This is a genomic window from Synechocystis sp. PCC 6803 substr. PCC-P (genome assembly GCF_000284455.1).
In the GTDB taxonomy this organism is placed as follows: domain Bacteria; phylum Cyanobacteriota; class Cyanobacteriia; order Cyanobacteriales; family Microcystaceae; genus Synechocystis.
The window spans coordinates 484,813-508,165 of record NC_017039.1 but is presented as its reverse complement, the minus strand read 5'-3'; the positions used below and the strand labels follow the sequence as shown (position 1 = coordinate 508,165).

Sequence of the window (23,353 nt, the reverse complement as noted above, 5' to 3'; positions counted from 1 at the left end):
CTCTACAGTTTATTTCACTACTAGAGGTTAAGTACTATGGCTCTCATTAACGGAACGAATGGCAACGACAACAATACATTCGCCGGTCTTTTTGATTTCAGGCCAGCCTTGATTGGATCGATTGACTTATCATTGTCTCCTCCGTTTGTCGATAGTGATATAGATGATGTCATCAACGGCAAAGCAGGAAATGATATTCTTGTCGGGTTAGGAGGGGATGACATCCTGGATGGTGGCACAGGCGCTGATATTATGTTCGGCGGTTCAGGTGACGACACTTACTACGTTGATAATACGGGCGACAAGGTCGGTGAGGCGAGTGCTGGTGGTGGCATGGACTCCGTTATATCGTCTGTGGATTATTCTCTAAATACTGGGCCGTTCTACTTGCCTGCCATCAATGGGTTGGTAAACAATGGAGCGGCTTTGGCCACGCTAGGTGCAACTAAGTATGCAGCATATTTGTTTCTGAGTGAGCCACTGACGAGGCCCGAGTTAACACCCACCTTCATTGAAAATCTAACCCTGACGGGGACTGCCATCATAGGTGAGGGTAATGACCTAGACAACATCATCGACGGTAACGGTGAAAACAACGTCCTATCTGGTCTAGGAGGAAATGACACCATACGTGGTCTGGGGGGAAATGACACCATATCCGGAGGTGAGGGAAATGACTTACTGAACGGTAATATGGGCGAGGATTCCCTGAACGGTAATGTTGGCGATGATACCGTCAGGGGTGGACAAGGCAATGATATTGTCAGGGGTGGACAAGACAATGACAGCTTATACGGTGATCTAGGAAATGACAGCGTATTCGGCGACCTAGGAAATGACACTTTATATGGTGGCGACGGCAATGACGTCCTGGACGGTGGTACCGATCCCGGTGGTGCAGATACTGATACTGCGGATTATGGAACTGTACAGGATCCGGTTGTTCTTCCTCGTTCTATCACCTTGAAAGGGGCTGGTGATCTAACTTTAACCGTTGAGAAAGGCCCTCTAGGATCCCTGGGCATAGATACGCTCCTCAACATCGAAGAAGTCATCGCCGATGGCAGTGTGGACAATAACACCATTGACTTTTCTGGTGCGGATCTAGGCATTACTATCAACGTAGACCTAGGCATGCAAAGTATCTTGATTTCTGGTGCAAGCTCTCCTCAAAGTTTGGTCAAGGTGGTCAACTTTGACAACGTTATCGGTACCATTGGGAATGACATCATTATTGGTGATGATCAAGAGAACATTCTTGATGGCGGTAAAGGCGATGACAGCATAGTTGGCTTCCAAAAAAATGACACTTTGATGGGCGGTCACGGCAATGACACTTTGAATGGCCGTGCTGGCAATGATCTGATTATCGGTGGTGCCGATAAGGATATTTTGACTGGTGGTATGGGTAATGACCTATTTGACTACACCAATCTTAAGGATTCCCAGCTCGGCCTCTCCTGGTTCAACGTTAATTTGTCCAAGGTTGACGTGATTACCGATTTCACTCGTGGTGAAGATAAGTTCTTGGTTCAATCTGCCCCCACCAACAACGGTTTCTTCTCTCCTGCGGTTCGCCATCTGAGCGTTAACAGCATCCTTGGACTAGGAGCAACAGTGCTTGGTTTGGCAACCCTGGGGCAATACGACGCTGCTCAAATCACAGTAGGCAGTGGATCAGGGGCACGCACCTTTGTGGCTATCAATAATGGCTCGTTTGGCTTCAATCCCAACACCGATGCCTTTATCGAACTCCAAAACTACACTGGTGGTAAATTGACAATTAACGATTTTACGACTCCGACCGCCTAGGCCCAATTAGTCTTCGATCAGGAATGAATTAGACCAGTAATGCACAAAGTAAACCATCTTTGCCCCTAATCCACTGTATTGGGGGCATTTTTTTATTCTTTTGCTGGAGCAATACTGCCAAAGGCGCTGAAACTGAACTCATCAGCGGTGATGTCGTACCGTAAAATTCTGGCGGTGATGCCCCGATTTTCCAATCTTTTCAGGCTGAGATTATCACTAAAACTACCAATGATGCTGTTGAGAATATTGGTATTAATGCGGCGGCCGTTAAGAATGGCACTGGGGTCCACCAGGGTTAGGCGATCGCCGTTTTGGATCGAGATGCCAGTTTCGATGGTAATGACTAATTTTTCTAGTTCAGCATTGGGTTCCAACTGTTGCCCCAGTTCTAAATTAATGCCTAGGCGATCGTCTGGGAGGAAATCCACCTGGGCGCTGAGCAGTTGAAAGCGGGGTACATCAGCCGGCACCCGTTGGTCAATTTGTTTTTGTAACCGCTCTTTAACAGTGGCATTTTGCAAAGCCTTATTGACATCAGCTTCCGTGAGCACCAGTTCCGCCGCCCCTTGCAATGGTTGCCGTAGAGCTTGCCTCAATCCCGGTAGGTTGCGATTTTCCCGCAGAGCTTGCAAATCCACGTCGATGGGATCGGTTTCCAATTGCACCTGTTGAATCCGTAGACTGGGCACAATTTCCAAACCCCGACTGGCCAGGCGTACCCGTTGGATTTTGCCCTGGATTAGTTGGTAGTTGGGGGCATTGTCCACCCGCACCGATAGGTCTTCCACCCCATGGACCCGCTGGCGAATTTGATTGGCTATGACCTGATCACTAATGAAGTTAACTGGGGCCAGGAAAGTGAGAAAAGTAGACAGGGCAATGGCGAACCATTCCATAGCAATCGTGGGGGATGATTATTTCTCGCCTAGTTTACTGGCTTTTTAGCAAACTAGTAACAAATGGCAACCACCACCGGCGACTTTATTAACTTAACCAATAGGTAAACCCCAGCAACACTGCCAAAAAGGCGATCGCCGCAAAGATGAAACCATTGTCCTTGGTATTCATTTTCCGGGTATCTTCAAACTGAATGGGGGTAGGCTCCGGCAGACGACGACGGCGACGGGCCATGCGGGGAGTAGTGGGTTTGGTATTTTCCTGGTCGGTTAAATCCGGGATCGGAGTCAACCATTCCTTGGGCCTGGTTAATTGGGGGGCTTGCAAAATTTCCAGCACCTGTTGCCCCTGCTTGCGGCACTCAGGATGGGGATGGCGCACCAATTTACGGCAAATTTGTTTGGCAGTGGGCAGATCTCCGCTGGCTTGGTGGGCCATGGCCAACCACAACTGAGCTTCGCCGCCCCGACGGGATGCCCCAGCCGAAAGCTTCACCGCTTCCTCAAAAAGACTAATACTTTGGCGGTAACGTCCCCGGTCGAAAGCGGCCTTTCCTTCCTCAAATTTTTGCTCAAATTGGCCTTGATACTCGGATCCCATGGCAAAGAACTATTTTTCTCGTTTAATCTTCACCATTACATACCCATAATTTCATAGCCAGAATCGACGTAGATAATTTGTCCGGTAATGCCACTGGAAAGGTCACTGGCCAGGAAAGCCGCTGTATTCCCCACTTCCGTTTGGGTGACGGTACGCTTTAGTGGTGCCACCTCTTCCACATGGTGAATCATATCCAAAATGCCCCCCACCGCCGAAGAAGCCAGGGTCCGGATGGGGCCAGCGGAAATACCATTAACACGAATATTTTGGGGCCCCAATTCTGCGGCCAGATAACGCACAGTCATTTCCAGACCGGCCTTCGCCACCCCCATCAGGTTGTAGTTGGGAATAACCTTCACGCCGCCAAAGTAAGTCAGGGTAATGATGCTACCGCCATTGGTCATCAAGGGTTTTGCCCCCCGAGCCAAACGCCCCAGGGAATAGGTGCTAATTTCCATTGCTTGACTAAAGGCTTCCTTGGGAATATCGGTATAATTCCCCGTCAAACCGGACTTGTCGGCAAAGGCTAAGCAATGGATCAAAATATCGAGTTTGCCCCATTTTTCCTTAACGCTATGGAACAGGGCATCCACCTGGGCATCGTCCTGTACGTCCCCCGGCAAGACGAGGGTAGGATGCAAAGGCTCGGTCAACTCCCGCACTTTCTTTTCAAATCTGCCTTTCTCATCTGGAAGATAACTAACGCCAATTTCAGCCCCGGCCTGGTGTAGTTGTTGGGCAATGCCCCAGGCAATGGAGCGATTATTGGCGATGCCGGTAACAAAGGCGTGCTTGCCGCTGAGATCTAACATAGAATTTTCCCTGGGAGTGCTCAAAATGGTAGTTGCTGAAAAATTAGTCTGGGGAGCCATCAACCCCAACTTTTCAATATACCCCCCAGTCCGTACTTCCAAGAAGCCATCGGGGTGAAGCCAACTGTCCCAGTCAATCCATTTCGGCCTGAATCTGAGACCGTGCCGATTTTATTTGGAAGGATTGTCTTTGCTTCAAATCCAACTGGGAAATAGCATCCGCAGGGCAAAGCCCCTAGGAGTCAATGGTAATCCCAAGAAAACAGGCAACCAATACCAAAAGGCTATCGCCACTAGGGTTAAAACTGCCCAAGCAATGACGTTATGACTGTGCCGGGGACTGTCCAGTAAAGTTTCTAGGATTAAAGCGAGGGCTAAAATACTAAAGGCGTAGGCGGGTAGGTAGTGGTAAAAAAAAGTGCAACGACTAATGCCCAACCAAGGCAGTAGATTGACGGCGTAATTGACCTCAATATAAAGGGTTATCCCCCGCAAAGGTGCATTGATGGTCTGGGAGGAAAATTGACGTATTTTTTGCCAAATAACAGTGCCTGTTAGTAATGCCATGGCCCCGGTGGAAAACCAGAGCAAAATTGGGTTAGCCATGGCGTGGACATCATTAATTAAGCCAAACTGGCCGGATTTTTGGTAAAAATAGGCGATCGGTCTTGCCATCAACAGCCAGCTATACCAAGGGGAACAATAGGGGTGAATGTCAGGGCTATTTCCCACCCGACGATGGTACTGCCAAGTTTCCCGTTGAATGCGCCAAAAACCTTCTAGGGAGGCATATTCTCCATTCATTAACAAATGGGGAATCCAAATGACGCTGTAGGTAATAACGGGTACTAGCACCAACCAGATCGCAAATTTCAGCGGGGAAATAATCAACCAGCGGGAGAGAAAACCTTGATTATTCTCTCCATCCCTATCCAATAGTTGCAGTGAATTTGCTTGTCTTTCCCCCTTTGTCCAACCCTGGTTGAAGAAAGGTTTAACCCAGGCGATCGCCCAGAGGAGATAAACACCCAATAAAAAAGCAAAACCGTTCCATTTGACGCTTCCGGCGCAGGCTAAACTAATGCCCCCTAGAATTAATTGCCAAAGTTTCTCTTGGCGTAGATGCCACAAAACCAAGGCTTGTCCCAGGAGCCCAAAAAAAACTAGATAAATGTTATTCAATGCATAGCGGGATTCCACCAAAAACAGACCATCCAAGGCCACTAGGCCCATGGTCAGCAGGGTTACCAGTCGCCGTTGGGTTAAAAGGTAGGCGATCGCCCCTAGGAGCAGGGGAATGGTGGCCCCGGTGAGGGCATTGAGCCAGCGGTAACTCCAGGTGGAACGTACAGCCCCCGTCAGATCGTTGACTTGTTCTGGATTAACGGGAAAAACCTGCCCCAACCCCATGGCCAATGCAATTAGGTAATGGCTCAGGGGCGGATGGGAGGGAAAAAAATCGTTGCCTAACCAATAGTCACTGGCAAATTTGGCGTAGTAAACTTCATCGAAAACTAATTGGTTAAATTGTCCCAGGTTCCAAAATCGTATAACCAGGGAAAACAGAAAAATAGCAACAATGCCCGTTGTGAAGGGAGTTAGGCGAAGCTTCGGGAACTGGTTAAGCATTGAAGTTCAATCAATTCAATTATTTTTCCCAAAACCGTTTTGTCCTTGGCGATCGCCCCTCACCTTGATGCTAAATTCGGCTAACTGACAATTTATCTTTACTCTTCTTCCCCTTCTTCTTCTGCGGGGGGATAGAGGAAAGTAGAACGGCCAGATAAAATGGATTTGCCGAGGGACAAAGCCTTTTGCGCTTGGGAGGAAGCTTGTCTGCGCCAGTGGGCCCGGCGTTGATCACGTTTTGCTTTGGAGGTTTTCTTCTTGGGAACTGCCATGACTTCTCTGGGATCTTAAAAATTGACAACCTTTCTATATTACGCTTTTAGGTGGGCCATTGCACAGCGGTGATTATGCAAGAGTTTTCCCACTATTACGAAATCCTGGGGCTAGAGGTAGGGGCTAGTCTGGAGGAAATCAATGAAGCCTATCGAGATTTAGCCTTTGTTTGGCACCCCGATCGCCTGCCCAGGGACAATCCCCGCCTATTGGCCAAAGCGGCCAGGAAACTCAAAGAAATTAACCAAGCCCGCGATCGCCTCAAGGAATTATTGGAGCTGGAGTTAAGCGCTAAAACTTCCCAGATTCCTAAAAAGGACCAGACCAGCAAAGCTCCCAAAGCTAAACCCAAATCCAAGCCCAAGGCCACATCTCCTCCACCTTACCCGCCCCCCGGCGATCGTCCACCTCAATCCCATCACCATCATCACCAGACCAACCACAACCACAGTTCCAGTTCCCAGCACCATCACCAAGAAAACCACAATCGACCCTACTATCGGGACTTAACCGGGGCAGATTTGCGTTGGGCTAATTTAAAAGAGAAGGATTTGTCAGGACGGAAAATGGTGTCTGCCAATCTAAGTAATGCAGATTTGAGCGACAGTTTTTTACACCAAGTTAATTTGGAAAATGCCAATCTTTTTCGGGCTAATCTTTTCCGGGCCAATTTGTTGGAAGCTAATCTGCGGGGAGCTAATTTGCAGGAAGCTAATCTGGTAGGAGCAGATTTAAGTGGGGCGGATCTGAGTGGAGCTAATTTACAGGGAGCCAAAATTGGCGCAGGTAATCGAATTATGGTCAAACTAACGGCCGCTAAGTTGACGGGAACTATTCTCCCCGATGGCACTAAGCATAGTTAGTTTTCATACTTTCTGTCGTTTCCAAATTTAAAAAATTTTCCTGATAAAATTAAGTATAAACAGAAAAAATACCGATTTAATCTAGCTAACAATGGCCAATTGGGAACCAAACTCGGTCTTATTCACTTCAATGCGCTGTTGAAAGGCTTCCCTAAACTGGGGCATGTGGGTGACAGTGAGAATACAAGCAAAATCTGAAGCAATGGCAGTGATGGCAGCCACCAGGCGATCGCAACCGTCCGCATCCTGGGTACCAAAACCTTCATCAATAATTAGTAACTGTAAAGCAGTGCCAGACCGTTGAGCCAATAATTTAGCTAGGGCTAAACGAATGGAAAAATTAATCCGAAAAGCTTCTCCACCAGAATAGGTTTCATAGGGACGGGTACCCTGGGCATCAGCAATGAGAATATCTAGGGTATTAATCATTTTTGGTTTGTTTTTGGTGCTACTTTTACCCTCCTTTTGGGTGACAAATTGGATATGGTGTTGATTCCCGGTTAATCTTGCCAGAATGTAATTGGTTTCTGCTTCTAACTGGGGCAGAATGTTTTCAATAATCATTACCTGAATACCATCTTTGCCAAAGGCTTTACCCAATTCTTGATGAATGCGAAATTGTTTTTTAGCCTGGTCAAATTGCTGTTTTGTTTCTTCATATTCTCCCTGTAAAGTATCAATCTGAATTAATAACTGCTCCAAACCACCTTTTTTTGCCAGCAAATTATCCAGTTGTTGCCTTCTTTGTGCTAATTCTTGCTCCAACAATTTAATTTGTTCCCCATGGTCTGCATACTGGCGAATCTGTTCTTCTAACTGGGCCAATTCTCCTTGTCTTTCCTCTAGGGCGCGCTGGCGATCGCCAATTAGATCTTGGTATTCCTGGCCCCGTTGTATTAGGATTGGTAATTGTTGCCGGGCTTGTTCTAGCTCCTGATGCTTTAACTGCCAAGGTTGTTGACGTCGCAATTCTCCCAATAATTGTTGATGGGTTTCGTTGTTGTAATTCAGTTCGGATATAGCTGTACTCACCTGTTGCCATTGTTGGCGGAGGGGAGAACTGGTGCCCAAACTTTGCAATTGGGAACGCAATGCCAGTAATTTTTGCTCCAAACCAGGGCGATCGCCTGTTAATTGTCGATATTTACTTTGGGCTTCTTTCAACTTAGCTTGGCGAATTTCCCCTTTTCTTAGTTGATCCACCGTAGAGCGGGCCAAAGCATGGGTTTGTTCGTCGTAGGCTAAGTTAGTTAATTCTCGCTCTAGAGCCGCTAATTCTAATTGGAGAGATTCAGCAAAGTTTCCTTCGGTCAAGCTCAATTCTAAGTCAGCAATTTGCTCATTTAACTCCACTAATTGTTCATGGTTTTCTCCACTTTTTTCTAATTCTGCTTCCATTTGTCCATAATGTTGCAACAATTGTTCTAAATTAGTTAAGCCATCGGCAATTTCTTTATATTCATTACGGAGAATAGCTAGCTCTTGATCTGCAAGGGTAATTTGTTCCTTCAGAATCCAAATTTGATTGCGTAGTTCTTGACATTGATGCTCAGTTTTTTCAATCACTTGTTGGTGGTAGTGGCCATCTAAACCCTGTTCACATAGGGGACAAGTTGCCCCAGGAATGCCCAATAAGGTCAGTTTTTGTTCTAATTCCCGTAACTGTTTTTCAAACAATCGTTGATTTTCCTGGAGTCGTTCTTTGAAATGACCCCTTTCCTGGCCTTTTTCTTCCACTCGTTTAAGATAAACCTGTTTATTTTTTAGTTGGAAAATTTCCTCATCCAAAGCCTGAAAAGCCCTTCTTTGCTCAGGAATAGCAGCGATGGCTATCTGTAATTGTTTGGCGATCGCCTGGCGTTGTTCTAGTTGAGCCTGACACTGGGCCCTGGCCCTAGCTAAATCCCCTTGTAGGGCAGAACGTCGTTGTAAAAGGGGCGCAACTTGATGTTGAAGGTTATCAAGCTGGCTTAGTTTTTGTTTGGCAATTTTTAACTTATCTAAGTCCGCTTCAATGTCCTGTTGTTGAGCCAAAATAGGTTGTAACTCGGCCAATTGCTTATCCAGATGTTCCAAACGCAGAAGCTGCTGCTCTGTTTGTCTCGCTAATTCATTTTCTTGACGCTGCAACTGTTGCTCCAAATCCTGTCGTTGCTGTTGCAAATTTTGATATTGCTGAAAAGCTTTAGCTAATTCTGTTTCTTGGCTTTGTAAGGTTTGATAGCGCTGAAAATTAACTTGAATAACTGCTTCTTGCTCTAGGAGTAATTTTAGTTTTTGACATTGCTGATTAATTTCTTCATTTTGGTTTTCTAACCTGGCAATCTCAGTAGTCAATTCCTGACACTGTCGCTGTTGCCATCCGGCTTGCTTTTGCCATTGTTGACGTTGATTTTGACTAGTTTGTAGCTGTTGTAACTGCCATTGTGTCTGTTGTTGTTGGGCTTGCACTTCTGTGATTTCTGCAACTAGTTTGGCTTGATTAGCTACCACATCCGGCCGTTGATTTAAATCCTGCTCTAAGATTTGTAAACGTTCATCGAGAATATTAATTTTACCCTTGGCTTCTTTGGAAATATCTTTGGCCCTAGTTGCCAACATTTCATACTGGTCCAATTTTAATAAATCTGCCAGAATTTGCTTACGTTCACTGGGTTTACGTAGCATAAATTCATCGGCTCTTCCCTGGCGAAGATAGGCGGAATTGACAAAAGTTTCGTAATCTAACTTTAAGGTGTTGGTGATTTTTTCTTGGGTGGCCCTGAGTCCTTTGGCGGAAAGGGTGCGGAAATGATCACCGCTTTTGATCTGAAATTCCGTTACACTACTGCGCCCCCGTTGGCGACTACGAATAATTCGATAGGTTTGGTTATTACTAATAAATTCAAAATCCACTCTCACTTGGTCGGTGCCGTTATGGAGCACATCATCCTCACTTTCAGCCCGACATTTGCCCCAAATTGCCCAAGTGATTGCTTCCAACAAAGACGATTTACCCGCACCGTTAGACCCACAGATACAGGCCGTATGCAGGCCCCGAAAGTTCAGGCTCACATCCTGATAACTGAGGAAATTTTTTAAAATTAATTGTTGGGGCACCATAGTCAATCATCCCCCATTGTCCAACTAAGCAAAAGAACAACTAACCCTAGTACGGCAAAGCGCCCCACCATTGCCCCCTGATTAACCAAGTATTCAGGCAAGCTGATCAACACCTTAGTAAAGATAGCGTTGGTTAACAGAAAAAATACTACTAAAAAAACAAGACTCATGGGCTAATTAGTCAATTAATTATCAAAACTTACCAATTAATATTTGATCCCACAATTTTAACTAACTACATTGAAAAGATAAAGTTTTCAGCTTCGTTTGGTTACGCCCGGCCGCCTTGGCTGCATAGAGGGCCTGGTCAGCAATTTTAATTAAATCACTGGGATGATAATGCAATAGGGGCACGGTGGTCCCAATCCCTAAACTTATGGTGAGGTAACGGCTCGTAGGGGAATCGGCATGGGAAATCTGTGCCTCGGCTAGGCAGTGGTGGATGCGTTGGCCCACGGTGTAAGCCCCTGATTGATCGGTGTAGGGCAAAATCACAATAAATTCCTCACCTCCATAGCGAGCGAGCACATCGGAAGGACGTTTCAATGCATTTTGAATAACTTTAGCCACACTTTGGAGACATTTATCCCCCATCTGATGACCATAGAGATCATTATAGTTTTTGAAATAATCTACGTCGCATAAGATTAAGGAAATTGGAGATTTTTGCCGCAAACATTGTCGCCATTCCTGTTCTAAGTAACTGGTAAAATAGCGACGATTGGGAATTTGGGTTAGTTCATCATAAATGGCTAAATGTTTGAGTCGTTGGTTAACTTGCTCTAGTTGTTGTTTGGCAAATTCCAACTCCATGGTACGCTCCTTCACCCTAATTTCTAGAGTTTGGGAATAGTTTTTGATGGTTTCGTAATATTGAGCAGTACGAATTGCTGCCGCTACTTGGCCGGTGAGGGTGGAAAAAAGATTTAAGTCACTAGAATCAAAGTGCTTGACTTGGTAGTGAGCTAGACCAAGAACGCCAATAATTGAGTTTTGGACAGTCAGAGAATAACAAAGTAAAGAGCGAATTTTAGAGGGTTGATTGAGGTAATCTTGGTCATTTTGAATGTCATCAATTACTTCGACTTGATTAAGCTTTAAAACGCGCTCGACAATTTTTTCAATTGCTTTAAAATTCTGTAATGATTCTTCTGTTTTATACAAAAGTGGAGTTAGGCTATCCTGACTTTGGTCATAAAGATATAAAAATATTTCATCGACACTGATAACTTGACGAATCTCAGCCCTAATTACTTCGATTAGCTCCTGTAGCCCAGTGCAGGTGGCAACAGCATTCGCAAATTGTGAAAGAAAAACTACTTCTTCATACTTTTGTAGGGTATCTTTGGCTAACTGCTTTTTTTCATACTCCGTTTGCACAATGTAACTTAGCATAGCGGCGATCGCCTCGGCGGAATGCTCAGTAAATTCCCCAGTTATGGTCCCCATTAATACTTGGTGGCAATAAATATCAACTTTTGGCTGGGAATCTTGGGCCTTGCCCCAAAGACAGTGACCTCCGATGTCAAAAATAGCAAAGTTTTTCCCCAAGGAATCGCCCAACTGCTGGAGTAGAGTTTTGACTTCCGGCTTTTTAAGTGCTTTTTGCAGGGAAAGATTTTGCATGGAACTCTTGTGTGACAAGCTATCTATCCATCAGCAGATGGTAACCGATGCGCTATGTTTTTTGGGGTTAAAACTAAAAACTTTTATTCTCCTCCAAGTATTATTTTTATTTAAAATTTTCGTTAGTTAGAACCTGTTTATAAAGTCTGATTCTGCCTCCTAAATCCCCCAATGCTGGGGGACTTTGACTTAGTTTCCCCCCAAATTTGGGGGGCCAGGGGGGCTTTTCAAACACGCTCTTAGTAAAGATAAAAATGTTTAAAAAAGGGTTTAAATAATTCAGCAGGGTAGAAAAAAACTGGGATGACAGTTTCCATACCTATTAACTATAGCCTATTCTTTGGAGTCAACCATTTAACCATTGACGGTTAGGGGCACCACCATCAAGTCAATGGAACCCACCATGAACTAATCTTGCCTCCTTGGCGATCGCCAAGGAGGGGTTAGCTGGCCTTTTCTGAGCTACTGCTACTCTCTGGGGTTTTACTTTCTTCTAGTTCTGCCTTAATTTGTACTGACTTTTCCAAATTTTGGGCTTCCCGTTTCAGTTCCGTTTCAAATTCCTTGGAAGCTTCCTGGAATCCCCGCAGAGCTTTGCCCAAACTGCGCCCCACTTCTGGTAATTTTTTAGGGCCAAACACCAATAGGGCAATAACAAAGATTAAACCTAGTTCGGGTAAGCCAATGCCGAAAATATTCATGGGATTGGGTGCTGTTAGGGGATTAGAGGGATAGAAAGATTCGTTTAACCGACTGTAGCAGAGCTTTGTCCCCACAGAAACCCACGGAGATGCTATGGCTCCCATAACCAAGGTCAATGCCATAGCCCTCTAGCCTAGGGCGGTATCCCCCGTCCCCTGAAACATTAACCAAGATAGGAAAAAGTTGCTGATGAAAATGGCCAATAGGGACGTGACCACTGCAGTGGTGGTGGACTCGCCTACTCCCTTGGCCCCCCCAGTGGTGGTTAAGCCCCAACTACAACCAATAATGGCGATGATGACGCCAAATACCAAAGATTTGAACAAACAAGCAAATACATCCCATAGCTGGGTGAAATTTTGCACAGAGTTTAAAAAAATGGTTGGATTAATGGCATAAAGACTGGAGGAAATTACCAATCCTCCCGCCATGCCCACAAACAGAGACAATCCGGTCAAAATCGGTAACATTAATCCACAGGCGATCACCCGGGGAACGACCAAATAATCAATCGGATCTGTCCTGAGCATATACAGAGCATCCAATTGTTCTGTTACCCGCATGGTGCCAATTTCCGCCGCAAAGGCGGACCCCACCCGCCCGGCGATCACCACCGCTGTCAGCACCGGGGCCAATTCCCTAGTTAACGATAGGGATAAAACTCCCCCAATGGTCGTGGTGGCCCCATAGTAAATAAATTCTCTCGCCACTTGAATGGTGAACACCATACCCACAAAACCAGCAGTAATCAAGGCGATCGCCATGGATTCGGGGCCGACCATATTCATTTGCTCCAGGGTATTGCGCCGATTAATGCGCCCTTGCAAAATGTGCAAAAAAACTTGGCCGGTTAAAAAAAAGGCTGCAACCAAACGCTGGAACCAAAGACTGAGGGAGTGGCGAGAGCCTCGATCCGACATACTTCACTGCAATAATTAATGACTGGGACATGTGGGCCCCACTCCAATGTTTCGACACCAAGGCTGGGGGAAATACACTGCCCTGACCCTAGCGACTTTCCACCCGGAACCGTTCCACCGAAGTTAACAGGTCGCGGGAAATGGAGACCAGGGTTTGCAAAGATCCTGCTACCCGTTGAGATTCCTGGGAAGTTTCCTGGGCCGTCAGCTCAATGGACTGCATGACGTTGGACACTGCACCGGAGTTCTCCTGCTGCTTGACGGTATCAGCAGTAATGGAACGCACCAAAGTGTTAATCCGATTAGACACCTCAATAATATCCTCCAGGGCCCGTTTCGACTGTTCCGACTTGTCAGTTACGTCGATTACCTGTTGGATACCTTCTTCCATGGCGGTCATTACGGAGCCGGTTTCACTCTGAATTTGCAAAACGATTTGCTCAATTTCCTTCAACGACTTAGCAGAACGATCCGCCAACTGTCGCACCTCGTCTGCAACGATGGCAAAGCCCCGCCCTGCTTCCCCTGCCCGGGCCGCCTGGATGGAGGCGTTCAAAGCTAACAGGTTAGTCCGGGAGGCAATTTGGGAAATAACCGCCACAATTTTGGAAATTTCCTGGGATGCTTCCGCTAACCGTTTTACCTTGCGGGCAGTTTCCGACACCGTTTCCCGAATTTGCAGAATGCCCCCCACCGTTCTTTCCACCGCTTCCCCACCTTTGAGGGCAGTTAAAGATGAAGTATGGGCCACTTCCTCCGCTTCCCGGGCGTTTTCTGCTACCCGTTCAATGGATTCCGTCATTAACTGAACAGAGTTGAGGGTGACGGCCAATTCCTCCGCCATTCGCAACGCATCGCTGGAGTTATTGCGGGCAAAGGACTCACTGTCTTTACAGTTGTTATTCACCTGCTTGGCGGCATTTTTAACTTGTAACACAATCTCCCGCAGGTTTTGGATAGTTAGGTTAAAGGCATCGGCCACCGCTCCCAGCTCATCCGCCGTTACTTCCGCTTGTACGGTTAAATCTCCCCGGGAAGCTCCCTCTACATCGTCCAGGAGCCGAATTACTTGGCGCTGTAATTTTTCCCGCACTTTTTCGGTGGTAGCAGCCCGTTCCTGGGCTTCACTAGTGGCCGTGAGAATAACTTGGGAAATATAGTTAAACCGTTGGGTCAAAGCCCCCAATTCATCCTCCGATCGCACCTTGGCCCGGACATTGAAATTGCCCTCATAGATGGATTCAAACTGATTTTGCAGGTCGTCGATAATACTCTTAATCTGTTGCATCAGCAATCGATTGATCAGAAAGACTCCGATCGCCGTGGCTATGGCTGTGAGGAAGGCGAGGTTGAGGAGGGATGGTTTGCCCGGTTCTTCCTCTGGGGTCTGGGAAGGGGCCTGGCCCTCTGCGGGGGCACCTTCTGCTGGAGCTTCGGTGGTGGTTTCCCCTGAAGGAGCAGGTACGTCTTTGGGAGTTCCCCCTAAACCCACTATGCTTCCCAATACCAACACCGCGAACCCGGAAAACACACCGGAGGCGATCGCCATGTAAATCTGCTTTCTAAACAGGGAAGCATTGGTGAACCAACCGAGAAAACCCGCATCTACCTCACTGGTGGGCCGGTCATTAAAGGGACTAGTGGCGCTGGATAAATCCCCGGTGGCGGCCCCATCCGGTTTCAACCAAGTGGCCATGCCCGGTGGCGCTGCATTACCTCCATGGACCACCGTATCACCGCCCTGGGTGTCATCGATGCGACCCACCGCACCTATGTCCAAATTAGTGGCTTGGCTAAAGAGGGAAGAATCGGGCAACTCTGGGGCAATATCCGTCAGGTTAAAATCGGACAACTCATCCTCCACCCCTTCCTCAAACGCATCAAAACTCGGTAGGTTATTGCCAGCGCCGTAATCGCCAGAGGTGGGGGTAGGGGCCTGAGCCAAGGCTTCAGGATCATCCAAACCGAGAGCTTCACTCCAGTCGCCCCCGTCCCAAGTTTGATATGGGGGATATTCGGCACCATCTGTCCCGCCAATGCCGGCTGAGGAGACATCCGCCGCTAAATCGGCAAAATCCGCTATCCCTTCACCAAAGGCCGGTGGCACCACAAAAGTAGACTCGCCAGTTTGGGGCATCATGGTCTGTTCATCATCGGAGTCCAGGTCATCGGTGAAAGCTTCCGGACTCCAATCTAGGTTTTCAATTTCGTAACTCCTGGCCCCACTGGTACCAAAGGAAGCAGAGCTGCGGCCAAAGGGATGGTCCATGCCCGGATTAGTGGGGCTGGGGGCCCGGCCCAAAGTGGGCTCGCCGAAATCCTCTTCGGTGAACACTCCTGTTTCCCAGGCCATGGAATTGTCAATGGCATCGATGTCACTTTGCCAATCCTGGTCAAGGGAATCTTTGGCTCCGTTGCCCCTTGGTTCCTCTTCTTGGATTTGCCCTAGGGCCTGGTTAGCGCAGTCAATTAAGTCTTGGCGATCGGAAAACCGAATTACCCCCTGATAAGCCTGGTGGGCTAGGGCGTATTGTTCCAGGCCGACATAGATATGCCCCCGGAGCAACAATACATTAGGATCTTCGGGAAAATCAGCGGCCAATTGTTCAATATGGGAAGAAGCTTCTTGATAATTCCCCTGTCCATAGGCGGCGTAGGCCAACCCATAAAGCTGCGAAAAATTGGTTTCTGTTGCCATTTTGCCGGTTTCCTCAGTCGGTTTTAGGTAGGCCAAGGTGAATAAAAATCCATTGCCTTAGCTGGATATATCAAGTTGCCCAGCGGGCGGATCGGAGTAGCGCCACATGGTCTAGAAGGCGCAAAATTTGGGGAGGAGAGGAGGGGGCATCGTTAGCGGGAATCTGCCACTCTCCCTGGACGTAGGGGGCAATGTGATCCGGCACATCGTTGGCCGGCTGAAGATTGTCCGTGTCCAACCATTCCATATTACCGAGGGAGTCGATTGCCAAACCCAAAAGAGTTTCTTGATCTTCCACCGCAATGACGGGAATTTCCGCCCGGTCGGTGTTGAGATTGGCATTATTCCCCAAAAAACGCCCTAGGTCTGCTACCCAAATGACCTGGCCCCGGAGGTTAATAGTTCCTAACAATAGGGGCGAGGCATTAGGAATGGGGGTAATGCGGTCTGGCTCCTGTTGCATCACTTCTCGAATGGAAACCGCTGGCAGGGCAAACTCTTCCCGGGAGGGCAAATAAAATCTGAGATGAAGTTCCCCTTCCAGGGCCTGCAGTTCCTGAAACGCCGGATCTAATTCCTGTTTGCCATCAACGAAAATATCAGCGGAATTAGAACTAACCATAGATTTCCCCACCTAAAACCCTAAATAACCATAACCCAAGTTTCATAAAACCCCACAATCAATTGCGCAGGAGTTGTTTGATGGTGCCCACCAGTTCCATGGGCTGAAATGGTTTGGCAATGTAGGCGTCGGCTCCCTGACGCATGCCCCAAAAACGGTCAAATTCCTCCCCCTTGGAGGAGCACATAATCACTGGCACATTTTTGGTTTTCGGATCGGATTTGATGCGTCGACAAACCTCATAGCCATTCATGCGGGGCATGACAATATCTAGCACCACTAGGTCCGGACTAAAATTCTGCAATTTTTCCAGGGCCTCCACCCCATCACAGGCGATGGTGACCTGCCAGCCATGGTCTTTGAGGATGCCAGATATCATCTCGCGCTGACTAGAGCTGTCTTCAACCAGCAAAACTGCGTTCATAAAAGTCCTTTCTGCTTGGCACTGCAAACCTGGATCCGAAGCAAATTGGCGAATCCTGCCTGGTTTATTTTCCATCATAGTCGCTCCCTTAACAATTCAGTCAGTATTATTTTTTGTTGGGGAGCCCATTGTTGTTGACAATTTACCGCAAAATTGTCGGTGCTGCGACGGGGGATGGAGATAATGATCAAAAGATCATGATTTTTTACAGTAAGATTCAACTAATGAAATTAGTTCTTTTTGGGTGAAGGGTTTGGTCAGGTAATCCGTCGCCCCTGCCATCCGGGCCAGGAGTCGGTCGAGGTAGGCTTCCTTGCCAGTGAGCATAATGATCGGAATTGCCCTTAGGTGCTGGGCATGGCGGACCATTCGACAAATTTCATAGCCATCCAGGTGGGGCATGGTGATGTCACAAAGGATCAGATCAGGCTGCAAAGTCAATAAGGTGGTCATGGCCTGGAGGGGATCCTGGAGCACCACCACCTCACAGTTGGGGTTTTGATTGGTTAAAAAAAGTTCAATTTGTTTCCCAATGGCATAGTCGTCGTCGAGGCAAACGACTTTATGGATGGTGTGGTCTGTCAAGGTTTCCCAGGCTGAACCGTTCTCACCTTGGGATTCATGGGCCGGAAATATTTCGATCGCCCCTGATTCGATGTAGGGATAAAGGCCATGGGCAATGGCGGGCAAATTTTTTTGTAGGTAGCGGGAGATTTGGCGTAGGGGAATGGCTCCATCGGTCCAACTGCGGAAATGTTGGGCAAATTTGGCCGGTATTTTACTAGCCAATTCCGGATCCTTGGCGATCGCCACCGGTTGGTCGGGGGATTGGATGCGTAGGTATAACTGTTTCCAAGCTTGGATTTGTTGCCCGACGTGGGTTAATAGGGGGGTAATTGCAAAGGAAGTAAGGGGCGGCTCTAGGGCACTTCCCAAGGCAAAAACAAAATTTCCCTGGCGTAAACTCAACACATCAAACAGCACCTCTTGCACCATGCCTAAAACAATGCGGTGGGCTTGGGCGGGGGTGAGAATATTTTTGGAAAGTAATTGCCACAGACAAGCGTATTCGGGAATGTGGTTCAGGGCTAGGCTTTCCAGTTCCATCTCTCCGAGGGGAATAGCAATGTCATGGTGACGAAGATAATCCTGGAGGCGGCGCAAATTGCCACAGTCTTGATCCGCAGCGTAAACCAACTTGCCATCTACAAAAAAGAAAAACCAATAGCCAACTTTGTCTAGCAAAACCCGACCACAACTCTGATGGGGATAGACCTCAACGAAAAGTTGCCCCGTCCGCTGGCCCAATTCAATGAGCCGCAGGATACTCCGGAGATCAATTTCGTTCAGGGTTCCCTGCATGGCGTTTTCACAAGATTGATGTGTATATCTTATCGAACTTGCCGCAAGCTTACTCGCCAACCAAAGCTAGGGTTTTCCCTCTTAGCCTTAACCCACCCACGGGAGAAATTGAGTCAAGCATTTTATTTACCCCACCGCCTTTGCAGAGCTCGAGGCACTTCCCCCGATTAGGGGAGGCTGGGAAGGGTCTTTCTCAAGAGATAGGCCTGACTAAAAGTTTACCCATAGGCCTTAGATCGTGTTTGAAAAGCCCCCCTGGCCCCCCAAGTTTGGGGGGAAACTAAGTCAAAGTCCCCCAGTATTGGGGGATTTAGGGGGCAGAATCAGACTTTATAAACAGGTTCTTAAAACATTTCGTCAATTAAATGTTGATAAGTTTGGGTTACCACTGGTCGTTTGAGCTTCAAGGTTTGGGTCATCATGCCGTTTTCCAGGGAAAATGGTGCTGGGATAAAACGGAAATCCTTAATCTGGTCATCGGCTCGGTAGCCAGGGCGATCGCGCACTTCCCGATGCAACTCCGACCGCATTAACCCCACCACTTGGGGGTCATACAAACCACTAGCCTGCATCCCTTCACTGCTAGCCGACGGTTCCGGCACGGTGATTTGTAAATTTTTCGTCTCTGCCCATTTTTGCAATGCATCGAAGTTGGGCACAATCAAAGCCCCCAAGGATTTTTGATCCTGGCCCACCAGCATAATCTGGTCAATGTAGGCACTGCGTAAACAGGCATCTTCAATGGGTTGGGGTTCCACATTTTCCCCGTTACTGAGCACAATGGTGTCCTTGGCCCGACCGGTGAGAATCAAATCATTTTGGGGCGTTACCCAGCCTAAGTCACCGCTGTCGAACCAGCCTTCCTGGTCTAAAACTTTGGCGGTGGCTTCCGGCTTGTTGTAATAGCCCTGCATCACCTGGGGACCACGGATTAGCACAAGACCTTGGGTTTCGGGGGGCAAATCCTCCTTGGTTTCCATGTCAACAATACGAATTTCTGTGAAAGGAATGGGGCGGCCAGAGGAATAGCGCAAATTATGTTTATGCACCCTGGCATTAGTTACTGGGGCCGTTTCCGTTAAGCCATAGCCCACCAGGACGGGAATGCTGGTGATTTCGTAAAAATCATCTAAATGTCTAGCTAACGCCCCTCCTCCGGAAATGAGAGTTTCCAGTCTGCCCCCAGCGGCCTGGCGTACCTTATGGTAGACAATTTTGTCCCCGAGGTAATGGAGAGGACTAAGCACCAAGGCTTGGCACCGGGCCACCAACCTGGCGATCGCCGAAGCGTGGAGATGGTTCAAGCTCAGGTTATTGGCAATGCGTTTGGCCAAAATATATTTTTGGGAAATGCCGAAAAAGAAATTAATTAGCTTTTGTTGCCCAGGGGACTTTTCCCGGAACGTTTTTTGTACCCCTTCGTAGAGGGATTCCCACAGCCGGGGCACACCGACAATGTGATGGGGTTTAATGTCCTTCACATCCCCCTTGAAATGGCGAATGCTGGTGTAGTTCATCGTGCAGCCCCGGGAAAGAAGAAAATATTCGGCGCTTCTTTCTAGGGAGTGCCAACAGGGCAAAATGCTCAACACCTGATCGCCGGGGCGGGGAATAATCACCGAATCCAATTCCCGTACTTGGTGCAATAAATTACCGTGGCTGAGCATCACCCCTTTGGGTTGTCCTGTGGTGCCGGAGGTGTAGATCAGGGTGGCTAAATCTTCTTCCTGGCGGGGAACGGGAGTGGGGATTTTGCCGGCCCCTAGGGCCATGACCTGGGCAAAGTTATATTGGGGAATGGCGCTGTCCTCTGCCACTTCTTCATCGGTGAGGAGGATGATTAGTTTCAGGTCAATGGTTTCGCCATCTAGGGCCAATTTGCTTAGGGTTTGCCGATTTTCTGCGATTAAAGTACGGCTGTTGCTGTCTTCTAGGATGTAGAGTAATTCCTGGCGCTCTGCTTGGGCAGAACGGACGGCGTTGACGGCTCCAGCCAACATACTGCCTTGATCGGCGATAAACCACCGGGGGCTGTTGTCGGCGAAAATGGCCAGGTGTTGATGGGGGGTAACTCCTAAACTCTGTAGGCCAGCGGCAAAAGCTGTAATTTCTTCCCGCAATTGGGCATAGGTTAAAGTTACGGGGGGATGACTATGGCGATCGTTGAGGGCCACAATATCGGCAAAATTTTCTCCGGTGATAGCCCAGATATCCGCCAGGCAATGGATGGAATGGTAGTTAATTGGCGTAACCATAATCAGATGGAAGGAAGAAGGGAAGAGAGAAAGTTGGATTTTTACGGTTGAAAAAAGGCTATTCCAATGGATTTGAGGTTGATTTTCCCAATTGGGCCCACTCTTGCAGAAATATGTTGACAGTTTATACCCAGTCTGACCAAGCTTTATCCTGGATTGAGCGCCATGGCCACTGTCCACCGGTGTTTGTCTGTGTGTTGGGCTTTACGGAAACTGGTTTAATTCCGGGCATTTCTGCGGCGGGTAAAACCCCCGCTGATCGAAAATTGACGGCGATCGCCGATGCGGAATTTTTAATCAAGGGAACTACGGCAGGGGCAACCTATCCCTTACCTCCCCTCATTTCTGGGGTTTCCCCAGTGTTCATCACCAAAGCGTTGGTGGATGCCCTCCATACTCCGGTTTATTTATTTAACTCTGGTTTACCCATTCCCCCAGCGGTGCCAGTCATCAATCTAGACGGACAACCCGCCCGCTGTCTTTCCACAGGGCAAGCGTTACCGTTGGCCCTGGTGGAGCATCTTTTTCAGCAGGGTTTGCAGTGGGGCGCACAGTTAGCCCAGGAACATGCCGAAAGTTACTTAGTGCTAAGCGAATGCGTGGTGGGGGGCACTACCACAGCCCTGGGGGTACTGCTAGGTCTAGGCATTGACGCTGGGGGCAAAGTGAACAGTAGTCATCCCCATTGCAACCATCAACAAAAATTGGCTTTGGTGCGTCAGAGTCTAGAACATCATTCCCCGCATCTCAATGCCATGGAAGTTGTGGCCGCCGTTGGGGATCCAATGCAAATGGTCGTGGCCGGTATGGCGATCGCCGCTAGTCATAGCACGGGGGTGATGTTAGCCGGGGGAACCCAGATGTTGGCGGTATATGCCCTGATCCAAGCCTTGACTCGACAACAGAATCTAGCAGTGGATTTTTCCCGCCTAGTGGTGGGTACAACCAAATGGGTCTGCGAAGATGCCAGTGGTGATACGGTGGGTCTGGCAAATTTGCTTGCCCCAGTGTCCCTACTAGCTCCGCAACTCAGTTTTTCATCGTCGGTTTATCCTCAACTGCAGGTCTATGAACAGGGCTTTGTCAAAGAAGGGGTGGGGGCCGGGGCCATGGCGATCGCCGCCCACCTTTACAAAAATTGGGGTCAGGAACAGTTGCTAGAGTTAATTGAAAATTTAATTACCCGGGAATTGGGACAGGTCAAGGAAAAAAAACAACAATGACGGTAATTATTGCGGGGGAAAGAAGCGGTGCCGGCAAAACCACCATCACCCTGGCCATGTTGGCCTACCTGGCCCGGCAAAAACTAAGGGTGCAGTCCTTCAAAGTGGGGCCGGACTACATTGACCCCATGTTCCACAGCCAAATTACGGGGCGGCCTTGTCGTAACCTAGACCCCTTTTTAACTTCCGAAGCCTATGTACAAAGGTGTTTCCACTACCACAGCCAAGGCACTCCCTACAGTTTGATTGAAGGGGTAATGGGCTTATTTGACGGGGTGCCCTACCAAGGTTTGACCGATTACAGTTCCACTGCCCACATTGCTCGCTTGCTCAATTTGCCCATCGTTTTTGTGATGGATTGCCAGCGTTTATCCGGTTCCGTTGCCGCCATTGTCCAGGGTTATCGCCATTGGCAACCGGGGGTAAATTTAGTCGGGGTAATTCTTAACCGGGTAGGGGGTGATCGCCATTTAGAATTGCTCAAAATTGCGTTGGAACCCTTGCGTATTCCCATTCTGGGGGTATTTTTTCGTCAGCAGGATTTAACTCTGCCCGATCGCCATTTGGGTTTAGTTCCGTGTGGTGAGTTACCCCAAATTCAGCAATATTTTGACCAGTTAGCCCATGTGGCCGCCCAGCAATTGGATTGGCCCAAACTTCTCCCGCTCTTGGAAACCCCCAGGAATTTGCCCAGTCCTATGAGCTTGTTTGATGTTCCCCAAAAATCTCCCCAAGCCCGGTTGGCGATCGCCCAAGATCAAGCGTTTAACTTTTACTACGCTGATAACCTAGATTTGCTCACCCACTGTGGTTTTGAACTCATTCCCTTTAGCCCCCTAGAAGATACCGAACTTCCGCCGGCGATCGATGGGGTTTACCTTGGTGGTGGCTTTCCCGAACTTTTTGCCGAGCAATTAAGCCAAAATCAAGCCTTAAAAGATCAACTCAAAACCCTAATTCACCAGGGATTGCCCACCTACGGAGAGTGTGGCGGTTTAATGTACCTAAGCCAAAGCCTAACTAACTTTGAGGGACAAATTTTTCCCATGCTGGAAATGTTACCCACCGCCGTCACCATGGGGGGAAAACTCAGTTTGGGATACCGCCAAGCCCAGGTGGTTAATTCCCACAGTTGGTTATGGCAAACAGAATCCCTACGAGGCCATGAATTTCACCGTTCCCAGATGACGAAACTCCCTAACCAAGCTCTCTACCGCCAACGGGGACTACTGGCCATAGACCAAAACACAACGGATGGATGGTGTGTAGGGTCTGTTCAGGCTTCCTATCTCCACCTCCATTGGGGCAGTCAAATTTCCACCGTGGAAAAATTCCGAGCCGCTTGTCTTGCCTTTCAAAAAAAGTTGAGTTACCTTGGGAAGCATCCACCCTTTAAGTCAGTACCGTTAAGGAATACAGGAGGTGATGCCCATGGTAGAGAGTAGTATGTGCCTGGGTCGTTTGGTTGAAGTTAGCCGGCTGTGGGCCGGGGCCGTTCTTTAGAGTAACTATTCCCAAAAATCCGAATTAGCT

Annotated in this window: 19 protein-coding genes; 4 read left to right on the top strand and 15 right to left on the bottom strand. The window is 48.1% G+C overall.

Translation table 11 applies throughout. The annotated features are described in order from the left end of the window. Positions 1-36 precede the first annotated feature (36 nt). Positions 37-1,812: a calcium-binding protein gene (locus SYNPCCP_RS02400; protein ID WP_010871667.1), complete on the top strand. Its 1,776-nt coding sequence runs from the start codon at positions 37-39 to the stop codon at positions 1,810-1,812. A 92-nt stretch (positions 1,813-1,904) separates the two neighbouring features. On the opposite strand, the gene SYNPCCP_RS02395 is transcribed toward SYNPCCP_RS02400, so the two are convergent. The 5 genes from SYNPCCP_RS02395 to rpmF form a co-directional block, all read right to left on the bottom strand. Further along, positions 1,905-2,708 carry a DUF2993 domain-containing protein gene (locus SYNPCCP_RS02395; protein WP_010871666.1) on the bottom strand — a complete coding sequence of 268 codons (804 nt, stop codon included), beginning with the start codon at positions 2,706-2,708 and terminating at the stop codon, positions 1,905-1,907. 88 nt (positions 2,709-2,796) lie between these two features. Further along, positions 2,797-3,309, bottom strand: a complete 513-nt coding sequence (locus SYNPCCP_RS02390) for a tetratricopeptide repeat protein (RefSeq protein ID WP_010871665.1) — start codon at positions 3,307-3,309, stop codon at positions 2,797-2,799. Between the two features lie 35 nt (positions 3,310-3,344). Beyond that, a complete protein-coding gene (gene fabI / locus SYNPCCP_RS02385) occupies positions 3,345-4,121 on the bottom strand; it encodes an enoyl-ACP reductase FabI (protein ID WP_014407072.1) in 777 nt (258 codons plus the stop codon). 195 nt (positions 4,122-4,316) lie between these two features. Continuing rightward, a complete protein-coding gene (locus tag SYNPCCP_RS02380; protein WP_010871663.1) occupies positions 4,317-5,750 on the bottom strand; it encodes a phospholipid carrier-dependent glycosyltransferase in 1,434 nt (477 codons plus the stop codon). Positions 5,751-5,848: 98 nt separating this feature from the next. After that, positions 5,849-6,022, bottom strand: coding sequence for a 50S ribosomal protein L32 (gene rpmF, locus SYNPCCP_RS02375; RefSeq protein ID WP_010871662.1), 174 nt, complete (start codon positions 6,020-6,022; stop codon positions 5,849-5,851). Positions 6,023-6,073: 51 nt separating this feature from the next. Between rpmF and SYNPCCP_RS02370 the strand changes: the two genes are divergently transcribed. Further along, positions 6,074-6,886: a pentapeptide repeat-containing protein gene (locus tag SYNPCCP_RS02370; RefSeq protein ID WP_010871661.1), complete on the top strand. Its 813-nt coding sequence runs from the start codon at positions 6,074-6,076 to the stop codon at positions 6,884-6,886. An 81-nt stretch (positions 6,887-6,967) separates the two neighbouring features. Here SYNPCCP_RS02370 and sbcC read toward each other — a convergent pair whose 3' ends face one another. The 10 genes from sbcC to SYNPCCP_RS02325 all read right to left on the bottom strand — a co-directional run bounded on the left by sbcC (position 6,968) and on the right by SYNPCCP_RS02325 (position 20,597). Then, the gene (gene sbcC / locus SYNPCCP_RS02365; RefSeq protein ID WP_010871660.1) at positions 6,968-9,988 is read right to left on the bottom strand and encodes an exonuclease subunit SbcC; all 3,021 of its coding nucleotides are present in this window, start codon (positions 9,986-9,988) and stop codon (positions 6,968-6,970) included. A gap of 2 nt (positions 9,989-9,990) precedes the next feature. Then, positions 9,991-10,158, bottom strand: coding sequence for a hypothetical protein (locus tag SYNPCCP_RS17295; protein ID WP_158299069.1), 168 nt, complete (start codon positions 10,156-10,158; stop codon positions 9,991-9,993). 61 nt (positions 10,159-10,219) lie between these two features. Next, complete coding sequence (locus tag SYNPCCP_RS02360; protein ID WP_010871659.1) at positions 10,220-11,614, bottom strand: sensor domain-containing diguanylate cyclase; 1,395 nt, start codon at positions 11,612-11,614, stop codon at positions 10,220-10,222. A gap of 443 nt (positions 11,615-12,057) precedes the next feature. Continuing rightward, positions 12,058-12,315, bottom strand: coding sequence for a TatA/E family twin arginine-targeting protein translocase (locus tag SYNPCCP_RS02355; protein WP_041425909.1), 258 nt, complete (start codon positions 12,313-12,315; stop codon positions 12,058-12,060). Positions 12,316-12,444: 129 nt separating this feature from the next. Next, complete coding sequence (locus SYNPCCP_RS02350; protein WP_010871657.1) at positions 12,445-13,236, bottom strand: ABC transporter permease; 792 nt, start codon at positions 13,234-13,236, stop codon at positions 12,445-12,447. 88 nt (positions 13,237-13,324) lie between these two features. After that, positions 13,325-15,934 (bottom strand): methyl-accepting chemotaxis protein, encoded by a 2,610-nt coding sequence (locus tag SYNPCCP_RS02345; protein WP_010871656.1) that lies wholly within the window; start codon positions 15,932-15,934, stop codon positions 13,325-13,327. 70 nt (positions 15,935-16,004) lie between these two features. Further along, positions 16,005-16,568: a chemotaxis protein CheW gene (locus SYNPCCP_RS02340; RefSeq protein ID WP_010871655.1), complete on the bottom strand. Its 564-nt coding sequence runs from the start codon at positions 16,566-16,568 to the stop codon at positions 16,005-16,007. A gap of 46 nt (positions 16,569-16,614) precedes the next feature. Continuing rightward, entirely contained in the window at positions 16,615-16,980 is a 366-nt protein-coding gene (locus SYNPCCP_RS02335) for a response regulator transcription factor (RefSeq protein WP_014407071.1), read from the bottom strand. A gap of 195 nt (positions 16,981-17,175) precedes the next feature. Further along, positions 17,176-18,342 (bottom strand): response regulator, encoded by a 1,167-nt coding sequence (locus SYNPCCP_RS02330; RefSeq protein WP_010871653.1) that lies wholly within the window; start codon positions 18,340-18,342, stop codon positions 17,176-17,178. Between the two features lie 344 nt (positions 18,343-18,686). Next, positions 18,687-20,597 carry a long-chain fatty acid--CoA ligase gene (locus SYNPCCP_RS02325; protein ID WP_014407070.1) on the bottom strand — a complete coding sequence of 637 codons (1,911 nt, stop codon included), beginning with the start codon at positions 20,595-20,597 and terminating at the stop codon, positions 18,687-18,689. 113 nt (positions 20,598-20,710) lie between these two features. On the opposite strand from SYNPCCP_RS02325, the gene cobT reads away from it, so the two are divergent. Next, positions 20,711-21,820, top strand: a complete 1,110-nt coding sequence (gene cobT / locus SYNPCCP_RS02320) for a nicotinate mononucleotide-dependent phosphoribosyltransferase CobT (RefSeq protein WP_010871651.1) — start codon at positions 20,711-20,713, stop codon at positions 21,818-21,820. Beyond that, positions 21,817-23,265, top strand: coding sequence for a cobyrinate a,c-diamide synthase (locus tag SYNPCCP_RS02315; RefSeq protein ID WP_010871650.1), 1,449 nt, complete (start codon positions 21,817-21,819; stop codon positions 23,263-23,265). Before cobT ends, SYNPCCP_RS02315 begins: the two co-directional genes overlap by 4 nt. Positions 23,266-23,353: the final 88 nt, after the last annotated feature.

Bases quoted from the DNA above. Each gene is read 5' to 3' on its own strand.
- SYNPCCP_RS02395 (WP_010871666.1), bottom strand. From the start codon at position 2,708: ATGGAATGGTTCGCCATTGCCCTGTCTACTTTTCTCACTTTCCTGGCC.
- SYNPCCP_RS02325 (WP_014407070.1), bottom strand. From the start codon at position 20,597: ATGGTTACGCCAATTAACTACCATTCCATCCATTGCCTGGCGGATATC.
- SYNPCCP_RS02360 (WP_010871659.1), bottom strand. From the start codon at position 11,614: ATGCAAAATCTTTCCCTGCAAAAAGCACTTAAAAAGCCGGAAGTCAAA.
- sbcC (WP_010871660.1), bottom strand. From the start codon at position 9,988: ATGGTGCCCCAACAATTAATTTTAAAAAATTTCCTCAGTTATCAGGAT.
- fabI (WP_014407072.1), bottom strand. From the start codon at position 4,121: ATGTTAGATCTCAGCGGCAAGCACGCCTTTGTTACCGGCATCGCCAAT.
- SYNPCCP_RS02345 (WP_010871656.1), bottom strand. From the start codon at position 15,934: ATGGCAACAGAAACCAATTTTTCGCAGCTTTATGGGTTGGCCTACGCC.
- SYNPCCP_RS17295 (WP_158299069.1), bottom strand. From the start codon at position 10,158: ATGAGTCTTGTTTTTTTAGTAGTATTTTTTCTGTTAACCAACGCTATC.
- rpmF (WP_010871662.1), bottom strand. From the start codon at position 6,022: ATGGCAGTTCCCAAGAAGAAAACCTCCAAAGCAAAACGTGATCAACGC.
- SYNPCCP_RS02380 (WP_010871663.1), bottom strand. From the start codon at position 5,750: ATGCTTAACCAGTTCCCGAAGCTTCGCCTAACTCCCTTCACAACGGGC.
- SYNPCCP_RS02350 (WP_010871657.1), bottom strand. From the start codon at position 13,236: ATGTCGGATCGAGGCTCTCGCCACTCCCTCAGTCTTTGGTTCCAGCGT.
- SYNPCCP_RS02330 (WP_010871653.1), bottom strand. From the start codon at position 18,342: ATGCAGGGAACCCTGAACGAAATTGATCTCCGGAGTATCCTGCGGCTC.
- SYNPCCP_RS02315 (WP_010871650.1), top strand. From the start codon at position 21,817: ATGACGGTAATTATTGCGGGGGAAAGAAGCGGTGCCGGCAAAACCACC.
- SYNPCCP_RS02355 (WP_041425909.1), bottom strand. From the start codon at position 12,315: ATGAATATTTTCGGCATTGGCTTACCCGAACTAGGTTTAATCTTTGTT.
- cobT (WP_010871651.1), top strand. From the start codon at position 20,711: ATGTTGACAGTTTATACCCAGTCTGACCAAGCTTTATCCTGGATTGAG.
- SYNPCCP_RS02335 (WP_014407071.1), bottom strand. From the start codon at position 16,980: ATGAACGCAGTTTTGCTGGTTGAAGACAGCTCTAGTCAGCGCGAGATG.
- SYNPCCP_RS02400 (WP_010871667.1), top strand. From the start codon at position 37: ATGGCTCTCATTAACGGAACGAATGGCAACGACAACAATACATTCGCC.
- SYNPCCP_RS02390 (WP_010871665.1), bottom strand. From the start codon at position 3,309: ATGGGATCCGAGTATCAAGGCCAATTTGAGCAAAAATTTGAGGAAGGA.